Here is a 20,589-nt window from a genome sequence, read left to right on the forward strand (position 1 = left end):
GCCTCAGACCGTCCGGCCGGCGAGCATCCCGGTCCACAGGTCGACGAAGCCGGGCAGGGTCTTGGCGGTCGTGGCGACGTCCTCCACCTGCACCCCGGGCACCCGCAGCCCCACGACCGCGCCCCCGGTGGCCATCCGGTGGTCCGCGTAGGTGCGCCAGCGGGCCCCGTGCAGGGGCTGCGGCGTGATGACGAGACCGTCCGCGGTCTGCTCCGCACGCCCGCCGACGCGGGTCAGCTCGGCCGCGAGCGCGGTGAGCCGGTCCGTCTCGTGGCCCCGCAGGTGCGCGATGCCCCGCAGCCGCGTCGGGGAGTCCGTGAGCACCGCGAGGGCCGCGATCGTCGGCGCCAGCTCACCGGCCGCCGACAGGTCGAGGTCCACGCCGTGCACGGCCCCCGTGCCGGTCACGGTGAGCACCCCCGCGTCGAGCACGGTGCGGCCGCCCATCCGCTCGAGGATGCCCGGCAGCAGCGCGCCGGGCTGGGTCGTCGTGGCCGGCCAGCCGGGCACGGCGACGCTCCCGCCGGCGACGAGGGCCGCGCACAGGAAGGGCGCCGCGTTCGACAGGTCGGGCTCGACGCGGACGTCGCCGCCCGTGACCGGGCCGGGCGACACCACCCAGATCGCCGGCCGCGAGTCGTCGACGGCCACGCCGGCGTCCCGCAGGACCGCCACGGTCATCTCGATGTGCGGCAGGCTCGGCAGCGTGGGGCCGGTGTGCCGCAGCGTGAGGCCGCCCGTGAAGCGCGGGGCCGCGAGCAGCAGCCCCGAGACGAACTGGCTCGACGCGGAGGCGTCGACGTCCACGCTCCCGCCGGCGAACCCCGGCCCCCGGCCGTGCACCGTGAAGGGCAGCCGCCCCGGCTCGCCGTGCTCGTCGACGCGCACGCCGGTGGCCCGCAGCGCCGCGAGGACGGGGCCCATCGGCCGCAGCCGCGCCTGGGGATCGCCGTCGAAGCGGACCGGCCCGTCGGCCAGGGCCGCCACCGCCGGCAGGAACCGCATGACGGTCCCGGCGAGCCCGCAGTCGACCGACACCCCGCCGCGGAAGCCGTCGGCGGGTGGGGTGACGGTCCACGTGCCGTCGGCCCCGACGTCGACCCCCGTGCCGAGGGCGCGCAGGGCGGCCGCCATGAGGTCGGTGTCGCGCGACCGGAGGGCGCCGCGCAGCCGGCTCGGCCGGTCGGCCAGGGCGGCGAGCACGAGGTAGCGGTTCGTCAGCGACTTCGAGCCGGGGACCTCCACCTGCGCGGCGAGCGGCCCGGGGGCGGTCGGCGCGTCCCAGTCGGGGACGACGGTCGCCGCGGGCGCGGCCGGGGGAGTGGCGGTCATGAGCGGCAGGCTACCGAGAGGCGGTGACACGGCACGCGACGGCCCGGCACGCGAGGGCGTACCGGGCCGGTCGGGTCGTGCGCGTCGCAGCGCGCGCGGGGCGTCAGGCGGCGACGGCCTCGCGCACCTCGTCGGCCGCATGGGTGGCCTGGTGGCGGGCGGCCTTCGCCGCCTTCGCGGCCGCCTTCGTCGCCCGGCGGTCGGAGGTGCGGCCGGCCTTCTTCGCCGCGGCGCGGGCGGCCTTCGCCTGGACCGCGGCCTGGGCCTTCGCCTGCTTGGCGGCGACCTCGGCCGCCGCGCGGGCGGCCTTCGTCGACGCCTTCGCCTGCGCCGCGGCGACCTTCGTCGCGCGGCGGGCGGCCTTGGCGGAGCCCTTGGCCTCCGCGACGGCGGCACGGGCCGTCGTGCGGGCGTTCTTGCGCGCGGCACGGACGCTCGTCGCCGCCTGCGCCGCGGTCGCCGCACCGGCGGCCCTGGCGACCGTGCCCGTGGCCTTCGCCCCGGCGGTCGCGCGCTTCTGCGAGGCGAGCAGCTCCTTCGTCGCCCGCGCGTGCTCGACGCGCCACGCGAGGCTCGGCCGGCCCTCGCGGTCGACCGCGACGAGCAGCGCGCCGGCCGTCATGGACAGCGCCGTGACCATGCGCTCGCGGCGCGCGCGGGCCCTCGTCGGCTCCGCGCGGTCGGCGGCCTTGTCCGGCAGGTCGGCGACGACGATCGGCGCGGTCAGCAGCGCCAGCACGACGGCCGACGTGCGCGGCGCACGGCCCAGCGCGAGCAGGCCGCCCGCGGCCGCCATGGCACCGCCGTGGACGCGCGCGAGCGTCTGCAGCTCGGTCGCGCTGCGGCCCTGCACGGCGTCGCGCACCGCGCCCTCGGGCAGGAGGTGGCCGAACCGGGTCACGGCACGGCGGACGTCGTCGGCGTGGCTCGCGGGGCGGCGGACGACGTCCACCCCCTGCGCGACGAACCACGTGGCGAACACGGGACGGAGGAGGCGTCGCAGCAGCACGCCACCGACAGTAGTGCGCGGGGCAGGGCGCGGCCCGTCGAACGGCGGGCGTCGGGAATGGGTGCGCCGGTCCGGGCGTTCGGCAGGGCATGGTCATCGACTCCACGACCCTCGCCCCGCCGGGGGCCGCGACGCCGTTCGGCGCCCTCGGCACCCCCGTCCCGGCGGCCCGCGTGCTCGTCGACCTGCGCGCCGGGTACGGCCTCCTCCCGACGGCGGGTGCGGCGTCCCCGGTCGCGTCCACCGCCCTCACCGCCCCCGGTGCGACGGGTGCTGCCTGGGACCGCGCACTACGCTCGGTCGCGATGAGCCAGGAGAGCACCCCGACGCCCGACGCCGCCACGACGACCGCCGCGACCTCCGGCGCGGGCGTCGACGAGGCCCTCGCCGTCGAGCCCGTGGACGACGAGGACACCAACCGCGCCCCCGCGACGGAGGACGTCGCGGCGCGCACGGACCGGTTCGAGCAGGACGCCCTGCAGTACCTCGACCAGCTCTACGGCGCGGCCCTGCGCATGACGCGCAACGCCGCGGACGCCGAGGACCTGGTGCAGGAGACGTTCACGAAGGCGTTCGCCGCCTTCCACCAGTACCGCCCGGGGACCAACCTCAAGGCGTGGCTGTACCGCATCCTCACGAACACCTACATCAACTCCTACCGCAAGAAGCAGCGCGAGCCGCAGCAGAGCCGGTCGGAGGAGATCGAGGACTGGCAGCTCGCCCGCGCCGAGTCGCACACCTCCACGGGCCTGCGGTCCGCGGAGACCGAGGCGCTCGACCGGCTGGCGGACTCCGACGTGAAGGACGCCCTCCAGCGGATCCCGGAGGACTTCCGCATGGCGGTGTACCTCGCGGACGTCGAGGGCTTCGCCTACAAGGAGATCGCGGAGATCATGGGGACGCCGATCGGGACCGTGATGTCGCGGCTCCACCGGGGCCGCGCACAGCTGCGCGACCAGCTGCGGGACTACGCGCGCGAGCGCGGGCTGACGGGTGCGTCGGCGGGGGAGGCCGGACGATGAGCGGGACGGGGACGACGGGCGGCGGCGACGTCGTGGAGGCCGCGGCGGCGGGGTGCGACTGCCAGGAGGCGGTGGACCGCCTCTGGGAGTACCTCGACGACGAGCTCGGCACGGAGGAGACGGCGCGGATCCGCGCCCACCTCGACGGTTGCACCCCGTGCATCAGCGAGCGGGACCTCGACCTCACGATCAAGGTCGTCGTCCGGCGCGGGTGCCGGGAGCAGGCGCCGGCGGAGCTGCGGCTGCGCGTGATCGAGCAGATCACGGCGCTGCGGGTGGCGGCGGGCACGACGACCGCCTGAGCCGTCCCGCCCGTCGGCAGGGGCTGGCAGGATGCACGGAGGCCCGGGTGCTCGCGCACCCGGGCCTCCGTCGTCCTGCGGCACTCGTGGTGCCGGCGCTCAGGCGTTCGGACGGTTGCCGTGGTTGGCGGCGTTGCCCTTGCGGGCGCGGCGCTTGCGGCCTCGCTTGCTCATGGCTCCTCCTCGTGACGTCGGTCGGGCGTTCCTGTCATGGTCCCACACCACCGGTGCCCGTCGGTCCGCCCGCCCGGCCGGGTGACGGCTCCCGCCGACCCCTCAGGGCCCGGCCTCGCGGCCCGATCAGCCGGACCGTGACCGTCCCCGCCCTCGTGACGCCCGCCGTCACGTCCGTGGAGCCGCTCCTGCACGCGCTCGTGGGCACGGGCGGGTCGGACCTGCACTGCAAGGTCGGCTCCAGCCCCTGCATCCGGGTGGACGGGCGGCTGCGCCGCCTCGACGCCCCGGAGCTGCGCCCCGGCGACACGGCGCGCTTCCTCGAGGAGGTGCTGCCCGACGAGCTCGTCACCACCTTCCGCACCACGCACGAGGCCGACTTCGCCTACTCGCTGCCCGGCGTCGGGCGGTTCCGGGTGAACGCGTACCAGGCCCGCGGCACGTTCGGCCTCGTCTTCCGGCGCGTCGCCATCGGGGTGCCCTCGCTCGAGGAGCTGGGTCTGCCGCCCGTCCTCGCGCGCCTCGCCCTGGAGCCCCGCGGGCTCGTCCTGGTCACCGGCCCCACCGGGTCGGGCAAGACGACGACGCTCGCGGCGATGGTCGACCTCGTCAACTCCGAGCGCGAGGTCAACATCGTCACGGTCGAGGACCCGATCGAGGTCCTGCACCCGGACAAGAAGGCCATCGTGTCGCAGCGCGAGGTGCGGCAGGACACCGCGGGCTTCGCGGTCGCGCTGCGCGCGGCGATGCGCCAGGACCCGGACGTCATCCTCATCGGCGAGATGCGGGACGTGGAGACGGTGCGGGCCGCGCTGCAGGCGGCCGAGACGGGGCACCTCGTGCTGTCCACGCTGCACACCGTCGACGCCGCCGAGTCGGTCAACCGCATCGTCGACTTCTTCCCGCCGCACGAGCACGCGCAGGTCCGCATGGCCCTCGCGCAGTCGCTCCGCGGGGTGGTGTCGCAGCGGCTGCTGCCACGCGCCGACGGGCGGGGCCGGCAGGGCGCCGTGGAGGTGCTCGTCGGCACGGGCCGCGTCGCGGAGGCCATCGTCGCGCCCGCGACGGCGCCGCCGCTGGCGGACCTCGTCCGGGAGGGCGGGTTCTACGGGATGCAGAGCTTCGACCAGCACCTGCTGACGCTGGTCGCCGACGGGGCCGTGACGCCCCAGGAGGCGGTGGCCGCGGCGAGCCGGCCCCAGGACCTCACGCTCGAGCTGCGGGCGCGGGGCCTCGTCGCCTGACGACCCGCGCGGACCGGGCCCCTGCGCCGGTCAGGCGGTGTCGTCGGGCACGCCCAGCCAGGCGTGCCAGCCCGTGTGCAGCACGAGCCAGGCCATGAGCCCGTACCCCGCCTGCCCCGGGACGCCGTGCCCGGCGGCCATGTCGGCCAGCCACTGCTCGTGGGCGGCCAGCGGGCCGTAGGTGTCGACGTAGGGCACCCGCCGCCGTGTCGCGACGTCCGCGAACGCGGCGGACAGCTCCTGCACCCGCGGCCCCTCGTGCACGGGCCCGGGCGGCGGCCCGACGACGAAGGTCTCCAGCCCGCGCTGCTCGGCGACGTCGAGCACGTTGGCGAGGTTGAGCCGGCTGCGCGCCAACGACAGCCCCGCACCGAGGTCGGCGCGACCGAGGCCGACGACGAGGCGCGTGTCGGCCTCCGGGCTCGTGCGGCGGGCGACCTCCTCCTCCCAGCGCGCACCGAGCGCGGAGGTCGTCTCCCCGGGGACGGCCAGCGTGAGCAGCGTCAGCGGCTCCGGCGTGAGCGTCCGGGCGGCCACCCGGCCGACCCAGCCCAGCGCCCGCGGGTCGCCCACGCCGGCGGCCAGCTCGTCGCCCACCACCACGATGCGCAGCGGCCTGTCACCCACGGTCGTCCTCCTGGTGCTCGGTGGCGTGGCGGTGGTGCCGGGCCGGCGCCCACGCCCGGGTCAGTGTCCCAGGGCGCGGGCGCGCGGGCCCGGCACCGCGCCGCGTCAGCGGGCGAAGGCCGTCGTGACGAGCTGCTCCTGCTCGGCGTGGTGCTTCTTGGCGGAGCCGGTCGACGGCGACGCCGACTCGTCCCGCGACACCACGCGGACCGTGCGCTCGACGAGCTGCGGCAGGTGCATGGAGACGTAGCCCCACGGGCCCTGGTTGCGCGGCTCGTCCTGGACCCACACGAGCTCGGCGCCGTCGAACGGCGCCAGCGCCCGCCGGGCCCCGTCCGCGTCGAGCGGGTAGAGCTGCTCGAACCGGACGATGGCGGTGCGCTCGTCGCCCGTCTTCTCGCGGTGCGCGACGAGGTCCCAGTACACCTTGCCCGAGCAGAGCAGGACGCGGTCCACGCCCTGCGCGCGGGCGGCGGCGACGTCGTCGCCGATGACCGGCCGGAAGGTGCCGTGCGTGAAGTCCTCGACCGACGAGGCGGCGGCCCGCAGGCGCAGCATGGACTTCGGGGTGAAGACGACGAGCGGCCGTCGCGGCCGGGCGTAGGCCTGGCGACGCAGCAGGTGGAAGTGCGACGCGGGCGTCGAGGGCTGGGCCAGGACCATGTTCTCCTGCGCGGCCATCGTCAGGAAGCGCTCGATGCGCGCCGAGGAGTGGTCCGGCCCCTGGCCCTCGTAGCCGTGCGGCAGGAGCAGGACCACGGAGGACCGCTGCGCCCACTTCTGCTCGGAGGCCGAGATGAACTCGTCGATGATCGTCTGCGCGCCGTTGACGAAGTCGCCGAACTGCGCCTCCCACAGGACCAGCGCCTCGGGCCGCTCCACGGAGTAGCCGTACTCGAAGCCGAGGGCCGCGTACTCCGACAGGGAGGAGTCGTAGACGAAGAACTTCGCCTGGTCCTTGCTGAGGTACAGCAGGGGCGTCCACTCCGCACCGGTCTCGCGGTCGTGGAAGACCGCGTGGCGCTGCGTGAAGGTGCCGCGGCGGGAGTCCTGCCCGGCCAGCCGCACGGGCGTGCCCTCGAGGAGCAGCGACCCGAACGACAGCAGCTCGCCGTAGCCCCAGTCGATGCCGCCGTCGCGGGACATCTGCTCGCGCTTCGTCAGCAGCTGCGCGAGCTTGGGGTGGACGGTGAAGCCCTCCGGCGGGCGCACGTGCGCGGCGCCGATGCGCTCGAGCACGGCCTTCGGCACGGCGGTCTGCCAGCCGACCATGACGCCCGCGTCCTCGCGCTGGGACTCGGGGCGCTCCAGGCCGGCGACGCGGTCGTCGCCGTCGGCCGCCGCAGCGGGTGTCCACCCGTCCTCGCGCGTCTCGGTGAAGACCCGCTCGAGCTGCTGCTGGTAGTCGCGCAGCGCGTGCTCGGCCTCCTCCATCGTGATGTCGCCGCGGGCGACGAGGGCCTCCGTGTACAGCTTGCGCACGGATCGCTTGGCCTCGATGAGGTTGTACATGAGCGGCTGGGTCATCGAGGGGTCGTCGCCCTCGTTGTGGCCCCGGCGCCGGTAGCAGACCATGTCGATGATGACGTCCCGGTCGAACTGCTCGCGGTACTCGAAGGCGAGCTCGGCCACGCGGACGCACGCCTCGGGGTCGTCGCCGTTCACGTGGAAGATCGGGATCTGCAGGCCCTTGGCCATGTCCGTGGCGTACTGCCCGGAGCGCGACGAGGACGGGCCCGTGGTGAAGCCGACCTGGTTGTTGATGATGACGTGCACGGTGCCGCCGGTGCGGTACCCGCGCAGCTGCGCCAGGTTCAGCGTCTCCCAGACCACGCCCTGGCCCGCGAAGGCCGCGTCGCCGTGGATCAGCAGGGGGAGCACGGAGTAGCCGTCCCCGCCGAGGTCGATCTTGTCCTGCTTGGCGCGGACGATCCCCTCGAGCACCGGGTCGACCGCCTCGAGGTGCGAGGGGTTGGCGGCCAGGTACACGGCCGTGGTGGCGCCGGACTCGGCCGTGAAGACGCCCTCGGTGCCCAGGTGGTACTTCACGTCGCCGGAGCCCTGGACCGTGCGCGGGTCCTGGTTGCCCTCGAACTCGCTGAAGATCTGCGCGTAGGACTTGCCGGCGATGTTCGCCAGGACGTTGAGCCGGCCGCGGTGGGCCATGCCGATGGCCACCTCGTCGAGCCCGTTGTCCGCCGCGCGGGACAGCACGGCGTCGAGCAGCGGGATGACGGACTCGCCGCCCTCGAGGGAGAAGCGCTTCTGCCCGACGTACTTCGTCTGGAGGAACGTCTCGAAGGCCTCTGCGGCGTTGAGGCGCCGCAGGATGCGCAGCTGGTCCTCGCGCGGGGTGCGGGCGTAGCCGGACTCGAGCCGCTCCTGGAGCCAGCGGCGCTGCCGCGGGTCCTGCAGGTGCATGTACTCGATGCCGACGGTGCGGCAGTAGGAGTCGCGCAGCAGCGCGAGCACCTGGCGCAGCGTGGCGCGCGGCTTGCCCGTGAAGCCCCCGGTGGGGAACGTGCGGTCGAGGTCCCACAGCGTCAGGCCGTGGCTCTGGATGTCCAGGTCCGGGTGCCGGCGCTGGCGGTAGGCCAGCGGGTCGGTCTCGGCCATGAGGTGCCCGCGCGAGCGGTAGGCGTGGATGAGCTCGGCGATGCGCGCCGGCTTGACCGCCTCGGCGTCCGGGTCCGTGGGGGTGTCGCGGACCCAGCGCACGGGCTCGTAGGGCACGCGCAGGCTGGCGAAGACCCGGTCGTAGAACCCGTCCTCGCCCAGCAGCTTGCGGCCGAGGATGCGCAGGAAGTCACCGGACTGGGCGCCCTGGATGATGCGGTGGTCGTAGGTCGACGTGACGGTGAGGACCTTCGAGACGCCCATCTGCGACAGGCGGTCCTCGCTCGTCCCGGCGAACTCCGCGGGGTAGTCCATGGCGCCGACGCCGATGATCGTCCCCTGGCCCTGCATGAGGCGCGGCACGGAGTGGACCGTGCCGATGGTGCCCGGGTTCGTCAGCGAGATCGTCGTGCCCTGGAAGTCCTCGACCCCGAGCTTGTTGCCGCGGGCCCGGCGCACGACGTCCTCGTACGCGGCCCAGAACTGGGCGAAGTCGAGCGTCTCGGCCTTCTTGATGCTCGGCACGAGGAGCTGGCGCGTGCCGTCGGGCTTGGCCAGGTCGATCGCGAGGCCGAGATTGACGTGCGCCGGCGTCAGGACGCCGGGCTTGCCGTCGACGAGCGTGTACGCGGCGTTCATCGCCGGCATCTCGCCCAGCGCCTCGACCAGCGCGAAGCCGATGAGGTGCGTGAACGACACCTTGCCGCCGCGGCCGCGGGCGAGGTGGTTGTTGATGACGATGCGGTTGTCGACCATGAGCTTGGCCGGGACCGCGCGGACGGACGTCGCCGTGGGGACCTCGAGCGAGGACTCCATGTTGGTCACCACGCGCGCGGCGGGGCCGCGGAGCTTCTGCACGTCGTCCGTCGCCGGCCCGTCGGTGCCGGGCTTCGTGGTGCGGGCGACGTCGGCGTAGGGCGCCGTCGCGGGCTGCGCGGTCGCGACGGGGGAGGGGGACTCCACGTCGGGCCGGTGCGGCACCGGCGCGCCGGCGGCGACCGCGGCCGCGTCCTTCGCCGTGACCTTCGCGGTGACCCTCTCCGTGACCTTCTCCGTGACCTTCTCGGGCAGCGCGGGGTTGCGGGCGCTCGGCTCGGCCGGCGTCACCGGGCGCTTGGCCGCGGTGGCGGTCGGAACCGGCATCGGCGCGCCGTCCTCGACGGAGCGCGGGCGGCGCTCCGGCGCGGGCGCGGCGGCGGGCGACGAGGCAGCCGCCGGCGAGGCGGCCGCCGGTGCGGACGTCGTCGGCGCGGACGTCACGGACCCGGCCGTCGACGCAGATGCTGCTGCCGGTGCTGCGGCTGGAGCAGGGGCGGGGGAGCCGCCGGCCTCGCCCGCGGTCCCGGAGCCCGGCTCGTACCCCTCGAAGAACTCCCACCACGCGGGGTCGACCGCGCTGCGGTCCCGCTTGTACTGCTCGTACAGCTCGTCCACGAGCCACTCGTTGGCGCCGAAGTCGGCGCGGTTCGGTGTTGACTCGGCCTTCTGCGTCACGCTGGGCTCGCCCACTTCCGCCTGCGTCCGGCTCCGTCGTCGTCGGCCGGATCTCTCGACGCCAACACTACGTGCCCCGGAGGGCCCTGCGCGTCCGTGGGCGCGCCGCCGGGCGGGTCCCGCACGGGGTCTTCACCCGGCGTCCCATGCGGAGGTCAGAGGGGCGGCAGCAGCGGGGCAAGCGGGTCCCGCCGGCTGGTCCGCGGGGTCAAGCGCGCGTCTGCGCACGCCCGGCGTCTGCCGTGCTGCCGTCGCCCCTGCCGTCGCTCGTCGTGACCGTGCTGGTCGTCGTGGCCCGCCGGGCGGGCAGGTGCACGCGCATCGTGCACCCGCTCGGCGTGTCCGCCACCTCGATCCGTCCCCCGTGCAGCTCGACCGCCCACCGCACGATCGCCAGGCCCAGCCCGGTGCCGCCCGTCGAGTGTTGGCCCGTCACAGCCGGCGTGTTGCCGCGCACGAACCGCTCGAACACCCGCTGGCGCTGGTCGGGTGCGATGCCCGGGCCCCGGTCGGTGACCTCGAGGAGCACCTCCGCACCCTGCCGCCGCGCCACGAGGTCGACGGGGACGCCCGAGGGGGAGTGCCGCACGGCGTTCTGCACGAGGTTGGCCAGCACCTGCTGCAACCGTGCCGCGTCGGCCGGCACGGTGAGGTCCGCCGGCTCGACCCGGACGGGGAAGGTGAGGTGCTTGGCCGGGGCGACGAGCGCGCCCTCGTCGGCGGCGTCGGCGAGCAGCCGGGCGAGCGGGACCTCGGCCACCTGCAGCCCGACCGCCCCCGCCTCCAGGCGGGACAGGTCCAGCAGCGTCGCGACGAGGTGTCCCAGCCGCTCGGTCTGCGCGAGCGCGGTGGCCAGCGTCGCGGGATCGGGGTCCTCGACGCCGTCGACGAGGTTCTCCAGCTGCGCGCGCAGCGCCGTGACCGGGGTGCGCAGCTCGTGGGAGACGTTGGCGACGAGCTCGCGCCGCTGCAGGTCCGCCTGCTGGAGGTCCTCGGCCATCGTGTTGAAGGCCGCCGCGAGCTGACCGACCTCGTCGCGGCTCGTCGCCCGCACGCGGCGGGAGTAGTCCCCGGCGGCCATCGCGCGGGCCGCGGCCGTCATCTCCCGCAGCGGGGACGTCATCCCCCGCGCGAGCACCTGGGTCACGACCAGGGACACGACGATCGCGACCGGCAGCGTGCGCGTGGGGCCGAGGTGCTGGTAGAGCCCGGCCCAGGTGAGGAAGGCCGCCAGCGTCACGGTGGCGGCGACGAGCACGCCCAGCTTCATCTTCAGGGACCGCAGGCGGTCCAGCGGCCGGACGTCGCGGCGCGGGTCGCGCACGCCGCCGGCCGACCCGGGCACGCGTCGGCCGCCGCGGACCTCCCGGCCGTGCCGCGGCACGCTCACGACGGCGCCGCCGCCGGCTCGAAGGCGTAGCCGACGCCGTGGACCGTGCGGACGAGGTCCGCGCCGAGCTTGCGCCGCAGCGCCTTGACGTGGGAGTCGACGGTGCGGGTGCCGCTCGCGTCGACCCAGTCCCACACCTCGGCCAGCAGGCGCTCGCGGGTGAGGACCGTGCGCGGCGTGGACGCGAGGGCGACGAGCAGGTCGAACTCGGTCGGGGTCAGGTGCACCTCGGCCCCGCCGCGCACCACGCGGCGCTGGGCGCGGTCGACGGTGACGTCCCCGACGACGAGGGGCGCCTCCGGGGCCCGGGCCACCGCCTGCGCGGCCGCCTGGCGCGCCCGCTCCGACCGCCGGACGAGGGCCTTGAGGCGCGCCACGAGCTCGCGCATGGAGAACGGCTTGGTCATGTAGTCGTCCGCGCCGACGCCGAGCCCGACGAGCATGTCCGTCTCGTCGTCGCGCGCGGTGAGCATGAGCACCGGCACGGGCTGGTCCGCCTGGATCCGGCGGCACACCTCGAGGCCGTCGATGCCGGGCAGCATGACGTCGAGCACGACGGCGTCCGGCCGCAGCCGCGCCGCCGCCTCGACGGCGGCCGGCCCGTCACCGACGGTGTCCACGCGCCACCCCTCGGCGGCCAGGCGGCGCGCGACCGCCTGCGCGATGGCGGGCTCGTCCTCCACGACGAGCACCGTGGGCGCGGTGCCGTGGTTGGTGCCCGGAGCGCCGCCGGGGGTGCTGCCGGGTGTGCTGCCGGGTGTGCTGCCAGGGGTGCTGCCGAGGGGGGTCGTGCGCGCCGTCGTCGACATGGGGCCAGCGTGGCACAGGACCCCGCGCACGCCGGGGCGCGCGTCCGTATCATCGTCGCCACCATGAGCGGCTCAAGTCCGAGCCGGCCTGCCCCCGGGTCCGTGCGACCCGGCCGCACCTGCGCCGGCCCCCTGCACCTCGGCAGCCACCTGCCGACCTCCACCGCTGCCCCCGCCCCGCGCGCCCGTCGCGCCGCGGCCGCCGGGCACCCGACCGCGTCGGTGCACCCGTGCTAGGCGACTGGGGGCTGGTGCTCCTCGGCATCGTGCTGACGGTCGGCACCGCGGTCTTCGTCGCCGCCGAGTTCTCGCTGGTCACGCTCGACGCGGACCTCGTCGAGAAGCAGGCCGGACCCGACGACCGCCGCGCCGCCCGGGTGGTGCGCTCGCTGCGCCGCCTGTCGACGGAGCTGTCCGGCGCGCAGGTCGGCATCACGATGACGACCGTCCTGCTGGGCTACACGACGCAGCCCGCCGTCGCGCGGCTGCTCGGCCTGCCGCTCGAGGGGTCCGCGCTCGGCCCGGCCGTCGGCGGCGTCGTCGCCGGCGTGCTGACCGTCGTCCTCGTGAACGGCTTCTCCATGCTGATCGGGGAGCTCGTCCCCAAGAACTTCGCCATCGCCCGGCCGCTGGGCACCGCGAAGGCGGTCGTGCCCGCGCAGGCCGGGTTCACCACCGCGCTGCGGCCCGTCATCGCCGCGCTCAACGGGACGGCCGAGACGATCCTGCGGCGCTTCGGCGTCGAGCCGCGCGAGGAGCTGTCCGGCGGACGGTCGGCGCAGGAGCTCGCCGCGCTCGTGCGCCGCTCGGCCCAGGAGGGCACCCTCGACGAGTCGACGGCCACGCTGCTGACGAACTCCATCGACTTCGAGGACCTCACGGCCGTCGACGTCATGACCGACCGGCTGCGGATGGTGACGGTCCGGCGCGAGGACTCCGCCACGGCCGTCATGCGCCTCGCGCAGCGGTCGGGGCACTCCCGCTTCCCGGTGATCGGGGACAGCGCGGACGACGTCGTCGGGCTGGTGCACCTGCGCCGCGCGATCGCCGTCCCGCACGACCGCCGCGCGGACGTGCCGGCTGCCGCGCTCATGGTCGAGGCGCCCCGGGTGCCGGAGACGGTGCGCCTGGGGCCGCTCCTCGTCGAGCTCCGCGACCACGGCCTGCAGATGGCGGTCGTCGTCGACGAGTACGGCGGCACCTCGGGGCTCGTGACGCTGGAGGACGTGGTCGAGGAGCTCGTGGGGGAGGTGGCCGACGAGCACGACCCGCGCCAGGCCGCCGTGCTGCGCGGCTCGGACGGCTCGTGGCTGCTGCCGGGCACCACGCGGCCGGACGAGTTGACCGAGCTCACGGAGCTCCGCGTGCCGGAGGAGGGCCCCTACGAGACGCTCGGCGGGCTCGTCATGGCCGCGCTCGGGCGGATCCCCGTCGCCGGCGACGTCGTCGAGGTCGGCACCGTCCGGCTGACCGTCGAGGAGATGGACGGGCGGCGGGTCGAGCAGGTCCGGGCCGTGCCGGTCGCGCCGGCCGAGGCGCCGGAGCCCGCGGGCCGCGGTCGCGAGGTCCGGACGGGGGCCGCATGAGCACCGGCGTCGCCCTCCTCCTCGCCGTGCTGCTGCTGGCGGGCAACGCGTTCTTCGTCGCCGCGGAGTTCAGCATCATCTCCGCGCGCCGCAGCGCCCTGGAGCCGCTGGCCGAGGCCGGGAACCGACGCGCGACCACGGTGCTGTGGGCCATGGAGCACGTCTCCCTCATGCTCGCCTGCGCGCAGCTGGGCATCACGGTCTGCTCGACGAGCCTCGGCGTCGTCGCCGAGCCCGCGATCGCCCACTTCATCGAGACGCCGCTGCACGCCGTGGGCGTCAGCACGGCGCTCGCGCACCCGATCGCCTTCGTCATCGCGCTGGTCGTCGTCGTCTACCTGCACGTCGTGCTGGGGGAGATGGTCCCCAAGAACCTCGCCGTCGCCGGGCCGGACCGGGCCGTGCTCGTCTTCGGCCCGCCGCTCGTGTGGATCGCGCGGGTCGTGCGGCCCGTCATCGCCGCGCTGAACTGGCTCGCCAACCACGCCCTGCGCCTCGTGCGGGTTGAGCCCAAGGACGAGGTCGCCTCCGCCTACACCGCGGAGGAGGTCCAGTCGATCGTCGAGCGGTCGCAGGCCGAGGGGCTGCTGGAGGACTCCCAGGGGCTGCTCGCCGGCGCCCTCGAGTTCTCCGAGCGGACGGCCGCCGACGTCATGGTCCCCGTGGAGCAGCTCGTCAGCCTGCCGGCGGCGGGCACGCCGGACGACCTGGAGCACCTCGTCGCCCGGACCGGGTACTCGCGGTTCACCGTCGCCGGGCCGGACGGCTCGCCGGTCGGCTACCTGCACGTCAAGGACGTCCTGTACGCGGTGGAGGGCACGCGGCACCTGCCCGTGCCGCCGTGGCGCCGGCGCGCCCTGGCCGAGGTCCGCCCCGGCGACGAGGTGGAGGAGGCGCTGGCCGCCATGCAGCGCTCCGGGACGCACCTGGCCCGCGTCACCGACGGCGGGCGCACGGTGGGCGTCGTGTTCCTCGAGGACATCCTCGAGGAGCTCGTCGGCGAGGTCCGGGACGCGATGCAGCGGGGGCGCATCCGCTGACGGCTTTCCCGGGGCCTCGTTACCGGTGGTCGGCGCCGGTCGCACGGCGGGGACCCGAGACCTTGGTCACACACGAGGGGTCGCGCGGTGCGCTGCGCAGGCAGCGCGCCCGGCCGGTCGTGCACACCACGCGGGCAGGGGCTTGGAGGCGCCGCGATCGGCCGTTATGGTTTCGTGACCGCATCGCGGACCGGCCCCGACGCCGGAGCGCGGCGTGCCCTGACCGTCTGGCTCATCCGAGCCGGCCCGCGCCGGGGCGCGGTGGCGGTCCTCCCGCGGACCCCGGTCCGGCTGCGCGCCCGGCGCGCGGCCGACGCCTGCCCGTGCACGGGGGACGTGGCAGGACGACGGACGGCGCTCGACGAGAGCCGTGACAGCAGCGCAGGACAGCAGCGGAGGTGGCGTGGAGCAGCAGGTGCCGACGGCGAGCGTCACGTCCCCCGTGACGGCACCCCTGACCCGGCGGGCGCTGCGCGCGGCGCGGGCGGCGGGTGCGACCCCCACCACCGTCGCCACGGTCCCGTCCCCGGTGCCCGCTCCCGTGTCCTCCCCGGTGCCCGCCGTGGTGTCGGCCCGTCGGCACGACTCGGTCCACACCCCGACGCACGACCCGGTGCCCTCCCCGGCGCACGATGCGGTGCCCTCCCCGGCGCTGCCCGTCCTCGTGCCCGTCGCCCCGCGCGTCCTCACCCGCCGCGAGCTGCGCGCGCTCGCCGCCGCGCAGCACGGCGCCGCCACCGCGGCCACGGACGACGCGCCCCACGCCGACGCCGCCACCTCCGAGCGGGTCCTGCGTACCGTGCGGACCCACGCGGGCGGGGACGGCGACACCCTCGTGCTCCGGCCGGTCGAGGTGCACACGCACGCCGCCGACGCGGTGCGCGGTGGCACCGTCCGCAGCCGTCGTGAGCTGCGCGCCGCGACCGCGCCGGTGGCCCCGGTCCGTCGCCGTCGCGCCGGGCGCGCGGGTGTGCTGTCCGCCCTCGTCGCGGCCACGGTCGTCGTGCCCGTCGTGCACGGCCTGGGCGACGACGAGGCGCCCGCCGCCGGCACCGCGGCGGCCGCCGCCACGACGCAGCTGCCCTCGACCGTGACCGCGCTGACGGCCCCGGCCGACGCACCGGCGGTCCCGCCCGCGCTAGCCTCGGCCCCCGCGTCCCGCTCCCTCGAGGCCGCGAGCCGCTCCGAGGCGCGGTCGCCGCTGCCGGGCTGCTCCGGCGTCGTCGCCTCGTCGAGCCCGTCGAACGGGCTCGTGCCGCAGTCCGACCTGTGCACCCTCTGGGACGGCACGACGGAGATCCGGGCCGACGCCGCCGTCGCCCTGGCCGGCCTCAACGAGGCGTACGCGGCCCGCTTCGGCGAGGACCTCTGCCTCGTCTCGGGCTACCGCACGCTGGCCCAGCAGCGCGCCGTGAAGGCCGCCAAGGGCGGGCTCGCCGCGACGCCCGGCAAGAGCAACCACGGCTGGGGCCTGGCGGTCGACATCTGCTCGGCCGCGACGACGGGCGCGAAGTGGGAGTGGCTCAACGAGAACGCGGGCGTGTTCGGCTGGGAGAACCCGGACTGGGCGCAGCCCGGCGGCTCGGGCCCCTACGAGCGGTGGCACTGGGAGTACCTCACCGGCGTCAAGGCCGACGGCGAGTACTACGGCAGCTGAGACGTCGACGACGACGGAGGGCGGCACCCGCGGGTGCCGCCCTCCGTCGTCCTGCGAGCGTCGTCGCGGAACCGCTCAGACGAGCGTGAGCCCCCAGGTCGCCTCGTGCGTCGCGCCGGCGCCGAGCACGACGACGTCGTCCCCGGTGCGGAAGGCGTCGGCGATGCACGTCATCGGCTCGACGGCGACGCCGCCGCGCTCGACGCGCGGGATGCCGTCGCCGGTGCACACCTGCCAGGCGGCGAAGGCGTCGTCGGCCCACATCGCCGCCGTCCGCCCGTCGCCGCCGGTCAGCCGGGCCCAGGTGCGCCCGTCCGCCTCGCGCACGGGCTCGACCCACGCGTCGTCGAGCGCCACGCCGCGCAGGGAGACCGGCTCGCGCAGGTCGAAGGTGCCCGCGACCGGCTCGGTGCCGGTGGGCAGCAGCCGCTCGTCGACGGTCACGTGCCTCTCCGCGCCGACCTGCAGGACGCAGTCGTCCACCGTGCCGGCGGGGGCCAGCCAGGGGTGGAAGCCCAGGCCGTAGGGCGCCTCGTCGGCGCCGAGGTTCGTGGTGCGGGTCGTCACGCGCAGGCCCTCGTCGGACAGGGCGTAGGTGACCTCGACGACGAGCGGCCAGGGGTAGCCGTCGGTGGGCACGAGCCGGTGCTCGAGGGTGACGGACGACGGCGTCGCCTCGACGACGGAGAACCGCGCCTTGGCGACGAGGCCGTGCAGGGCCGTGCTGCGGTCGGGCTCGGAGACGGCCACCTGGTGCTCGGTCCCCGCCCACGTGAACTGCCCGTCGCGCAGCCGGTTGGGCCACGGCGCGAGGAGGGCGCCGGAGAACGCGGGCGCGAGCTCCTCGGGGGCGAAGGGCACGACGACGTCGCGGCCGCCGACGGCGTACAGCCGCAGCGACGCACCGACCTCGGTGACGACGGCCTGGTGGTCGCCGTGGGACAGGGGGTGCTGCCCCCCGGAGGGGAAGGGGATGTTCACGCACCCACGCTAGCGCGCCTGTGAGGTGCGGCCGTCCGATCGGGCGGGACCGGTGCAGCGGACGGGTGAGGGCCTGTGGACGACGGCTTCCGGGGGCCCCGCCGCCCCTAGCGTTCCGGTCAGACCGGACGGACCGGACGCAAGGGGGGCGGGCAGGGCATGTCGGGCGAGGCGGTGACCATCCTCGAGGACGAGGTGCGCGAGCTCGTGCGCCGGCGCGGCCTCGACCCCGTGACCGACCGCGCCCGCGTGGTCGACCTGCTCGACGACGCGCTGGCCGACTACGACGAGCGGGCCGTGCGCGGTGCGGTGCCGCGGCTGCCGGACCCCGCGGTCGCGCACCGCCGGGTCCTCGACGCCGTGGCCGGTCTGGGTGCGCTCCAGCCCTACCTCGACGACGACGAGGTCGAGGAGATCTGGATCAACAGCCCCTCGCAGGTGTTCGTCGCCCGCCGCGGCGAGGCCGAGCTGACGACGACGATCCTCACGGAGGACGGCGTCCGCGAGCTCGTCGAGCGCATGCTCCGCACGTCGGGGCGTCGGCTGGACGTCTCCAGCCCCTTCGTGGACGCGAGCCTGCCCGGCGGCGAGCGCCTGCACGCCGTCATCCCCGACGTCACGCGGCGGCACTGGAGCGTCAACATCCGCAAGCACGTCGTGCGCGCCCGTGCGCTCGACGACCTCGTCGCGCTCGGCACGGTGCCCGTGCCGGTCGCGGCGTTCCTCGCGGCGTCGGTGCGCGCCGGCCTCAACGTGCTCGTGTCCGGCGGCACCCAGGCGGGCAAGACGACGCTGCTCAACGCGCTGGCCGGCGCCGTGCCGCAGCGCGAGCGCATCATCAGCTGCGAGGAGGTCTTCGAGCTGCGGCTCGACGCGCGCGACTGGGTGGCGCTGCAGACGCGGTCGGCGAACCTCGAGGGCGAGGGCGAGATCCCGCTGCGCCGCCTGGTGAAGGAGGCGCTGCGCATGCGCCCCGACCGGCTGGTCGTCGGGGAGGTGCGCGAGGCCGAGGCGCTGGACCTGCTCATCGCCCTCAACGCCGGCCTGCCGGCCATGTGCACCCTGCACGCCAACTCGGCGCGGGAGGCCCTCGTCAAGCTGTGCACCCTGCCCCTCCTGGCGGGGGAGAACGTGTCGGACCGCTTCGTCGTGCCGACGGTCGCGTCGGCGGTGGACCTCGTCGTGCACGTCGAGCGCGACGCCCGGGGGCGCCGGCGCGTGCGCGAGGTGCTCGGCGTGCCGGGTCGTGTCGAGGCCGGGGTGGTCGAGACGGCCGAGCTGTTCACCACCCGCGACGGCGTCCTCGTGCGGGGCGAGGGTTTCCCGCCGCACGCCGACCGCTACGCGCGGACCGGCACGGACGTCGCGGCACTGCTGCGGGCGCGGTGGTGACGGCATGGGCGTGCTGACGGGGCTCCTGCTCGGGGCCGGCCTGGCGTGCGTGTGGTCCTCGCTGTGGGTGCGCCCCGCCCGCGCGGTCCGTCACGACGGCGTGCCCGCCCGGTGGCAGGACGCGCTCGTGCAGGCGGGCATGGCCGGGGTGCGGCCCGGGCACGTCGCCGCCGCCGGTGCCGTGCTCGGTCTCGTGACCGCCCTGGTCGTCCTCGCGGCCGTGCGCGTGCCGGCTGTCGCCGCCTGCTTCGGCGCCTTCGCCGCAGCCGTGCCGGTGCTCGTCGTGCAGGGGCGGGCGCGCCGTCGCCGTACCCGGGTGCGTGCGCTGTGGCCGGACGTCGTGGACCACCTGGCGTCGGCCGTGCGCGCCGGGATGACCGTCCCCGAGGCGCTCGCCCAGGTCGGGGAGCGCGGGCCGGCCGAGCTGCGGGCTCCGTTCGTCGCCTTCGCGGAGGACCACCGCGCCACGGGTCGGTTCACCGAGAGCCTCGACGCGCTGAAAGCGCGGCTGGCCGACCCGGTGGCCGACCGCATCGTCGAGGCCCTGCGGCTGACGCGGGACGTCGGGGGCACCGACCTCGGGCGCCTGCTGCGGACGCTGTCGGCGTTCCTCCGCGACGACCTGCGCACGCGCGGCGAGCTCGAGGCGCGGCAGTCGTGGACCGTGCACGGCGCGCGGCTGGCGGTCGCGGCGCCGTGGCTGGTGCTGGCGCTGCTGTCCTCGCGGCCCGAGGCGGCCGTCGCGTACCGCACCCCGGCCGGGGCCACGGTGCTCCTCGTCGGGCTCGTGTGCTCCGTCGTCGCCTACGCGGCGATGGTCCGGCTCGGGCGGCTGCCCGACGACCCGCGGGTCCTGCGGTGAGCGGCCCCGTGCTCGTGTCGGGGGCCGGTGCGGCGGCGCTCGCGCCGGGTGCCGTCGGAGCGCTGCTCGGGCTCGCCGCCGGGGTCGGGACGGTCCTCGTCCTGGCGGCCCACCGGGCGCGCCGGGTGACGCTGGACCAGCGGCTCGCGCCCTACCTGCGCGCGCAACGGCGCTCCTCGGGGCTCCTCGGCGAGGCCGGCAGCGGTGGCGGTCGCGGGGCAGACCTCCTGGTGGCGCGCGGTGCGGGCGGCACGCTGCAGAGGTTGCTCGCCCCGGTCGTCGCGGACGCGGCCGCCCTGGTCGCCCGGGTCGGGCGGCCGGGCGACGAGCTCGCGCGGCGTCTCGTGCGCGCCGGCGGGCACCGCGGGGTGGAGGAGTTCCGCGCCGAGCAGGTGGTGCACGGCGCCGTCGGGCTCGCGGGCGGCCTGGCCGCCGCGCTCGTCCTCGGCGTGCTGCGCGGCGGAAGTCCCCTCGCCCTCGCGCTGCTCGCGGTGCTGGCCGGAGCCGCCGGCGTGCTGCTGCCCGACGTCCGCCTCACCGCGCACGTCCGGCGGCGGGAGGCGCGGATCCTGCTCGAGCTCCCGACGGTCGCCGAGCTGCTCGCGCTCGCCGTCGGCGCGGGCGAGGGTGCCGCGGGCGCGCTGGACCGCGTCGTGCGCACCACCCACGGCCCCCTCGCGGCCGAGCTCGGCGCGGTGCTCGCCGAGGCTCGGACCGGGACGCCGCTGACCGTCGCGCTCGACCGCCTCGCCCGGCGCACCGGCGTCCCGGCGCTGGCCCGGTTCGCCGAGGCGGTCTCCGTGGCCGTCGACCGCGGCACGCCGCTGGGCGACGTGCTGCGCGCGCAGGCCCAGGACGTGCGCGAGGAGGGTCGCCGCGCGCTCATGGAGGCCGGCGGCCGCAAGGAGGTCCAGATGATGGTGCCCGTCGTCTTCCTCCTCCTGCCGGTGACCGTCCTCTTCGCGGTCTTCCCCAGCGCCGTGGTCCTGCAGGTGGGCCTGTGAGCGCCGACGGCCGGCGGCCCCGTCCCCGCGTCCGTCCCCGCGTCCGGC

17 protein-coding genes are annotated in these 20,589 nt (G+C 76.1%); 9 read left to right on the plus strand and 8 right to left on the minus strand.

Annotated features, from left to right (window positions below; genetic code table 11):
- Window positions 1-3 precede the first annotated feature (3 nt).
- Together aroA and BM048_RS18005 are read right to left on the minus strand one after the other, a co-directional pair.
- The gene (gene aroA / locus BM048_RS00375; protein WP_090029766.1) at window positions 4-1,332 is read right to left on the minus strand and encodes a 3-phosphoshikimate 1-carboxyvinyltransferase; all 1,329 of its coding nucleotides are present in this window, start codon (window positions 1,330-1,332) and stop codon (window positions 4-6) included.
- 103 nt (window positions 1,333-1,435) lie between these two features.
- On the minus strand, window positions 1,436-2,341 hold the full coding sequence (locus tag BM048_RS18005) for a hypothetical protein (RefSeq protein ID WP_175499158.1): 906 nt from the start codon (window positions 2,339-2,341) through the stop codon (window positions 1,436-1,438).
- Window positions 2,342-2,646: 305 nt separating this feature from the next.
- Here BM048_RS18005 and BM048_RS00385 point away from each other — a divergent pair, with 305 nt between their 5' ends.
- Complete coding sequence (locus BM048_RS00385) at window positions 2,647-3,363, plus strand: sigma-70 family RNA polymerase sigma factor (RefSeq protein ID WP_090030369.1); 717 nt, start codon at window positions 2,647-2,649, stop codon at window positions 3,361-3,363.
- Complete coding sequence (gene rsrA, locus BM048_RS00390; RefSeq protein WP_090029768.1) at window positions 3,360-3,665, plus strand: mycothiol system anti-sigma-R factor; 306 nt, start codon at window positions 3,360-3,362, stop codon at window positions 3,663-3,665. Before BM048_RS00385 ends, rsrA begins: the two co-directional genes overlap by 4 nt.
- 99 nt (window positions 3,666-3,764) lie before the next feature.
- Here rsrA and BM048_RS19100 read toward each other — a convergent pair whose 3' ends face one another.
- A complete protein-coding gene (locus BM048_RS19100; RefSeq protein ID WP_372456374.1) occupies window positions 3,765-3,839 on the minus strand; it encodes a 50S ribosomal protein bL37 in 75 nt (24 codons plus the stop codon).
- 137 nt (window positions 3,840-3,976) lie between these two features.
- Between BM048_RS19100 and BM048_RS00395 the strand changes: the two genes are divergently transcribed.
- Window positions 3,977-5,083, plus strand: a complete 1,107-nt coding sequence (locus BM048_RS00395) for a type IV pilus twitching motility protein PilT (protein WP_239078692.1) — start codon at window positions 3,977-3,979, stop codon at window positions 5,081-5,083.
- A 30-nt stretch (window positions 5,084-5,113) separates the two neighbouring features.
- Here the strand turns inward: BM048_RS00395 and BM048_RS00400 are convergent, their stop codons facing one another.
- The 4 genes from BM048_RS00400 to BM048_RS00415 all read right to left on the minus strand — a co-directional run bounded on the left by BM048_RS00400 (window position 5,114) and on the right by BM048_RS00415 (window position 12,019).
- Complete coding sequence (locus tag BM048_RS00400; protein ID WP_090029770.1) at window positions 5,114-5,710, minus strand: GDSL-type esterase/lipase family protein; 597 nt, start codon at window positions 5,708-5,710, stop codon at window positions 5,114-5,116.
- A gap of 105 nt (window positions 5,711-5,815) precedes the next feature.
- Entirely contained in the window at window positions 5,816-9,835 is a 4,020-nt protein-coding gene (locus tag BM048_RS00405) for a multifunctional oxoglutarate decarboxylase/oxoglutarate dehydrogenase thiamine pyrophosphate-binding subunit/dihydrolipoyllysine-residue succinyltransferase subunit (protein ID WP_239078693.1), read from the minus strand.
- 193 nt (window positions 9,836-10,028) lie between these two features.
- Window positions 10,029-11,210, minus strand: coding sequence for a sensor histidine kinase (locus BM048_RS00410; RefSeq protein WP_373308399.1), 1,182 nt, complete (start codon window positions 11,208-11,210; stop codon window positions 10,029-10,031).
- Entirely contained in the window at window positions 11,207-12,019 is an 813-nt protein-coding gene (locus BM048_RS00415; RefSeq protein ID WP_090029771.1) for a response regulator transcription factor, read from the minus strand. Before BM048_RS00415 ends, BM048_RS00410 begins: the two co-directional genes overlap by 4 nt.
- 230 nt (window positions 12,020-12,249) lie before the next feature.
- Here BM048_RS00415 and BM048_RS00420 point away from each other — a divergent pair, with 230 nt between their 5' ends.
- The 3 genes from BM048_RS00420 (at window position 12,250) to BM048_RS00430 (ending at window position 16,302) form a co-directional block, all read left to right on the plus strand.
- Window positions 12,250-13,605 (plus strand): hemolysin family protein, encoded by a 1,356-nt coding sequence (locus tag BM048_RS00420; RefSeq protein WP_090029773.1) that lies wholly within the window; start codon window positions 12,250-12,252, stop codon window positions 13,603-13,605.
- Window positions 13,602-14,645: a hemolysin family protein gene (locus tag BM048_RS00425; protein WP_090029774.1), complete on the plus strand. Its 1,044-nt coding sequence runs from the start codon at window positions 13,602-13,604 to the stop codon at window positions 14,643-14,645. The genes BM048_RS00420 and BM048_RS00425 overlap by 4 nt, the downstream gene beginning before the upstream one ends.
- 370 nt (window positions 14,646-15,015) lie before the next feature.
- A complete protein-coding gene (locus BM048_RS00430) occupies window positions 15,016-16,302 on the plus strand; it encodes a M15 family metallopeptidase (protein ID WP_139224255.1) in 1,287 nt (428 codons plus the stop codon).
- 75 nt (window positions 16,303-16,377) lie between these two features.
- Here the strand turns inward: BM048_RS00430 and BM048_RS00435 are convergent, their stop codons facing one another.
- Window positions 16,378-17,283, minus strand: coding sequence for an aldose 1-epimerase family protein (locus tag BM048_RS00435; protein ID WP_090029777.1), 906 nt, complete (start codon window positions 17,281-17,283; stop codon window positions 16,378-16,380).
- Window positions 17,284-17,442: 159 nt separating this feature from the next.
- Between BM048_RS00435 and BM048_RS00440 the strand changes: the two genes are divergently transcribed.
- Genes BM048_RS00440 through BM048_RS00450 form a run of 3 tightly spaced genes read left to right on the plus strand, consistent with a single transcriptional unit; the run spans window position 17,443 to window position 20,541 of the window.
- Entirely contained in the window at window positions 17,443-18,675 is a 1,233-nt protein-coding gene (locus BM048_RS00440; protein WP_090029778.1) for a TadA family conjugal transfer-associated ATPase, read from the plus strand.
- A 4-nt stretch (window positions 18,676-18,679) separates the two neighbouring features.
- The gene (locus BM048_RS00445) at window positions 18,680-19,537 is read left to right on the plus strand and encodes a type II secretion system F family protein (protein ID WP_090029780.1); all 858 of its coding nucleotides are present in this window, start codon (window positions 18,680-18,682) and stop codon (window positions 19,535-19,537) included.
- Window positions 19,534-20,541 carry a type II secretion system F family protein gene (locus BM048_RS00450; protein ID WP_239078694.1) on the plus strand — a complete coding sequence of 336 codons (1,008 nt, stop codon included), beginning with the start codon at window positions 19,534-19,536 and terminating at the stop codon, window positions 20,539-20,541. Before BM048_RS00445 ends, BM048_RS00450 begins: the two co-directional genes overlap by 4 nt.
- Window positions 20,542-20,589 lie beyond the last annotated feature (48 nt).

Origin of the sequence: Cellulomonas marina (assembly GCF_900111925.1) — a bacterium.
GTDB classification, from domain to species: Bacteria; Actinomycetota; Actinomycetes; order Actinomycetales; family Cellulomonadaceae; genus Cellulomonas; species Cellulomonas marina.

What these genes read in the sequence shown, in the direction of transcription:
- BM048_RS00385 (WP_090030369.1), top strand. Translation starts at nt 2,647, where the DNA reads ATGAGCCAGGAGAGCACCCCGACGCCCGACGCCGCCACGACGACCGCC.
- BM048_RS00425 (WP_090029774.1), top strand. Translation starts at nt 13,602, where the DNA reads ATGAGCACCGGCGTCGCCCTCCTCCTCGCCGTGCTGCTGCTGGCGGGC.
- BM048_RS00445 (WP_090029780.1), top strand. Translation starts at nt 18,680, where the DNA reads ATGGGCGTGCTGACGGGGCTCCTGCTCGGGGCCGGCCTGGCGTGCGTG.
- BM048_RS00415 (WP_090029771.1), bottom strand. Translation starts at nt 12,019, where the DNA reads ATGTCGACGACGGCGCGCACGACCCCCCTCGGCAGCACCCCTGGCAGC.
- rsrA (WP_090029768.1), top strand. Translation starts at nt 3,360, where the DNA reads ATGAGCGGGACGGGGACGACGGGCGGCGGCGACGTCGTGGAGGCCGCG.
- BM048_RS00440 (WP_090029778.1), top strand. Translation starts at nt 17,443, where the DNA reads ATGTCGGGCGAGGCGGTGACCATCCTCGAGGACGAGGTGCGCGAGCTC.
- aroA (WP_090029766.1), bottom strand. Translation starts at nt 1,332, where the DNA reads ATGACCGCCACTCCCCCGGCCGCGCCCGCGGCGACCGTCGTCCCCGAC.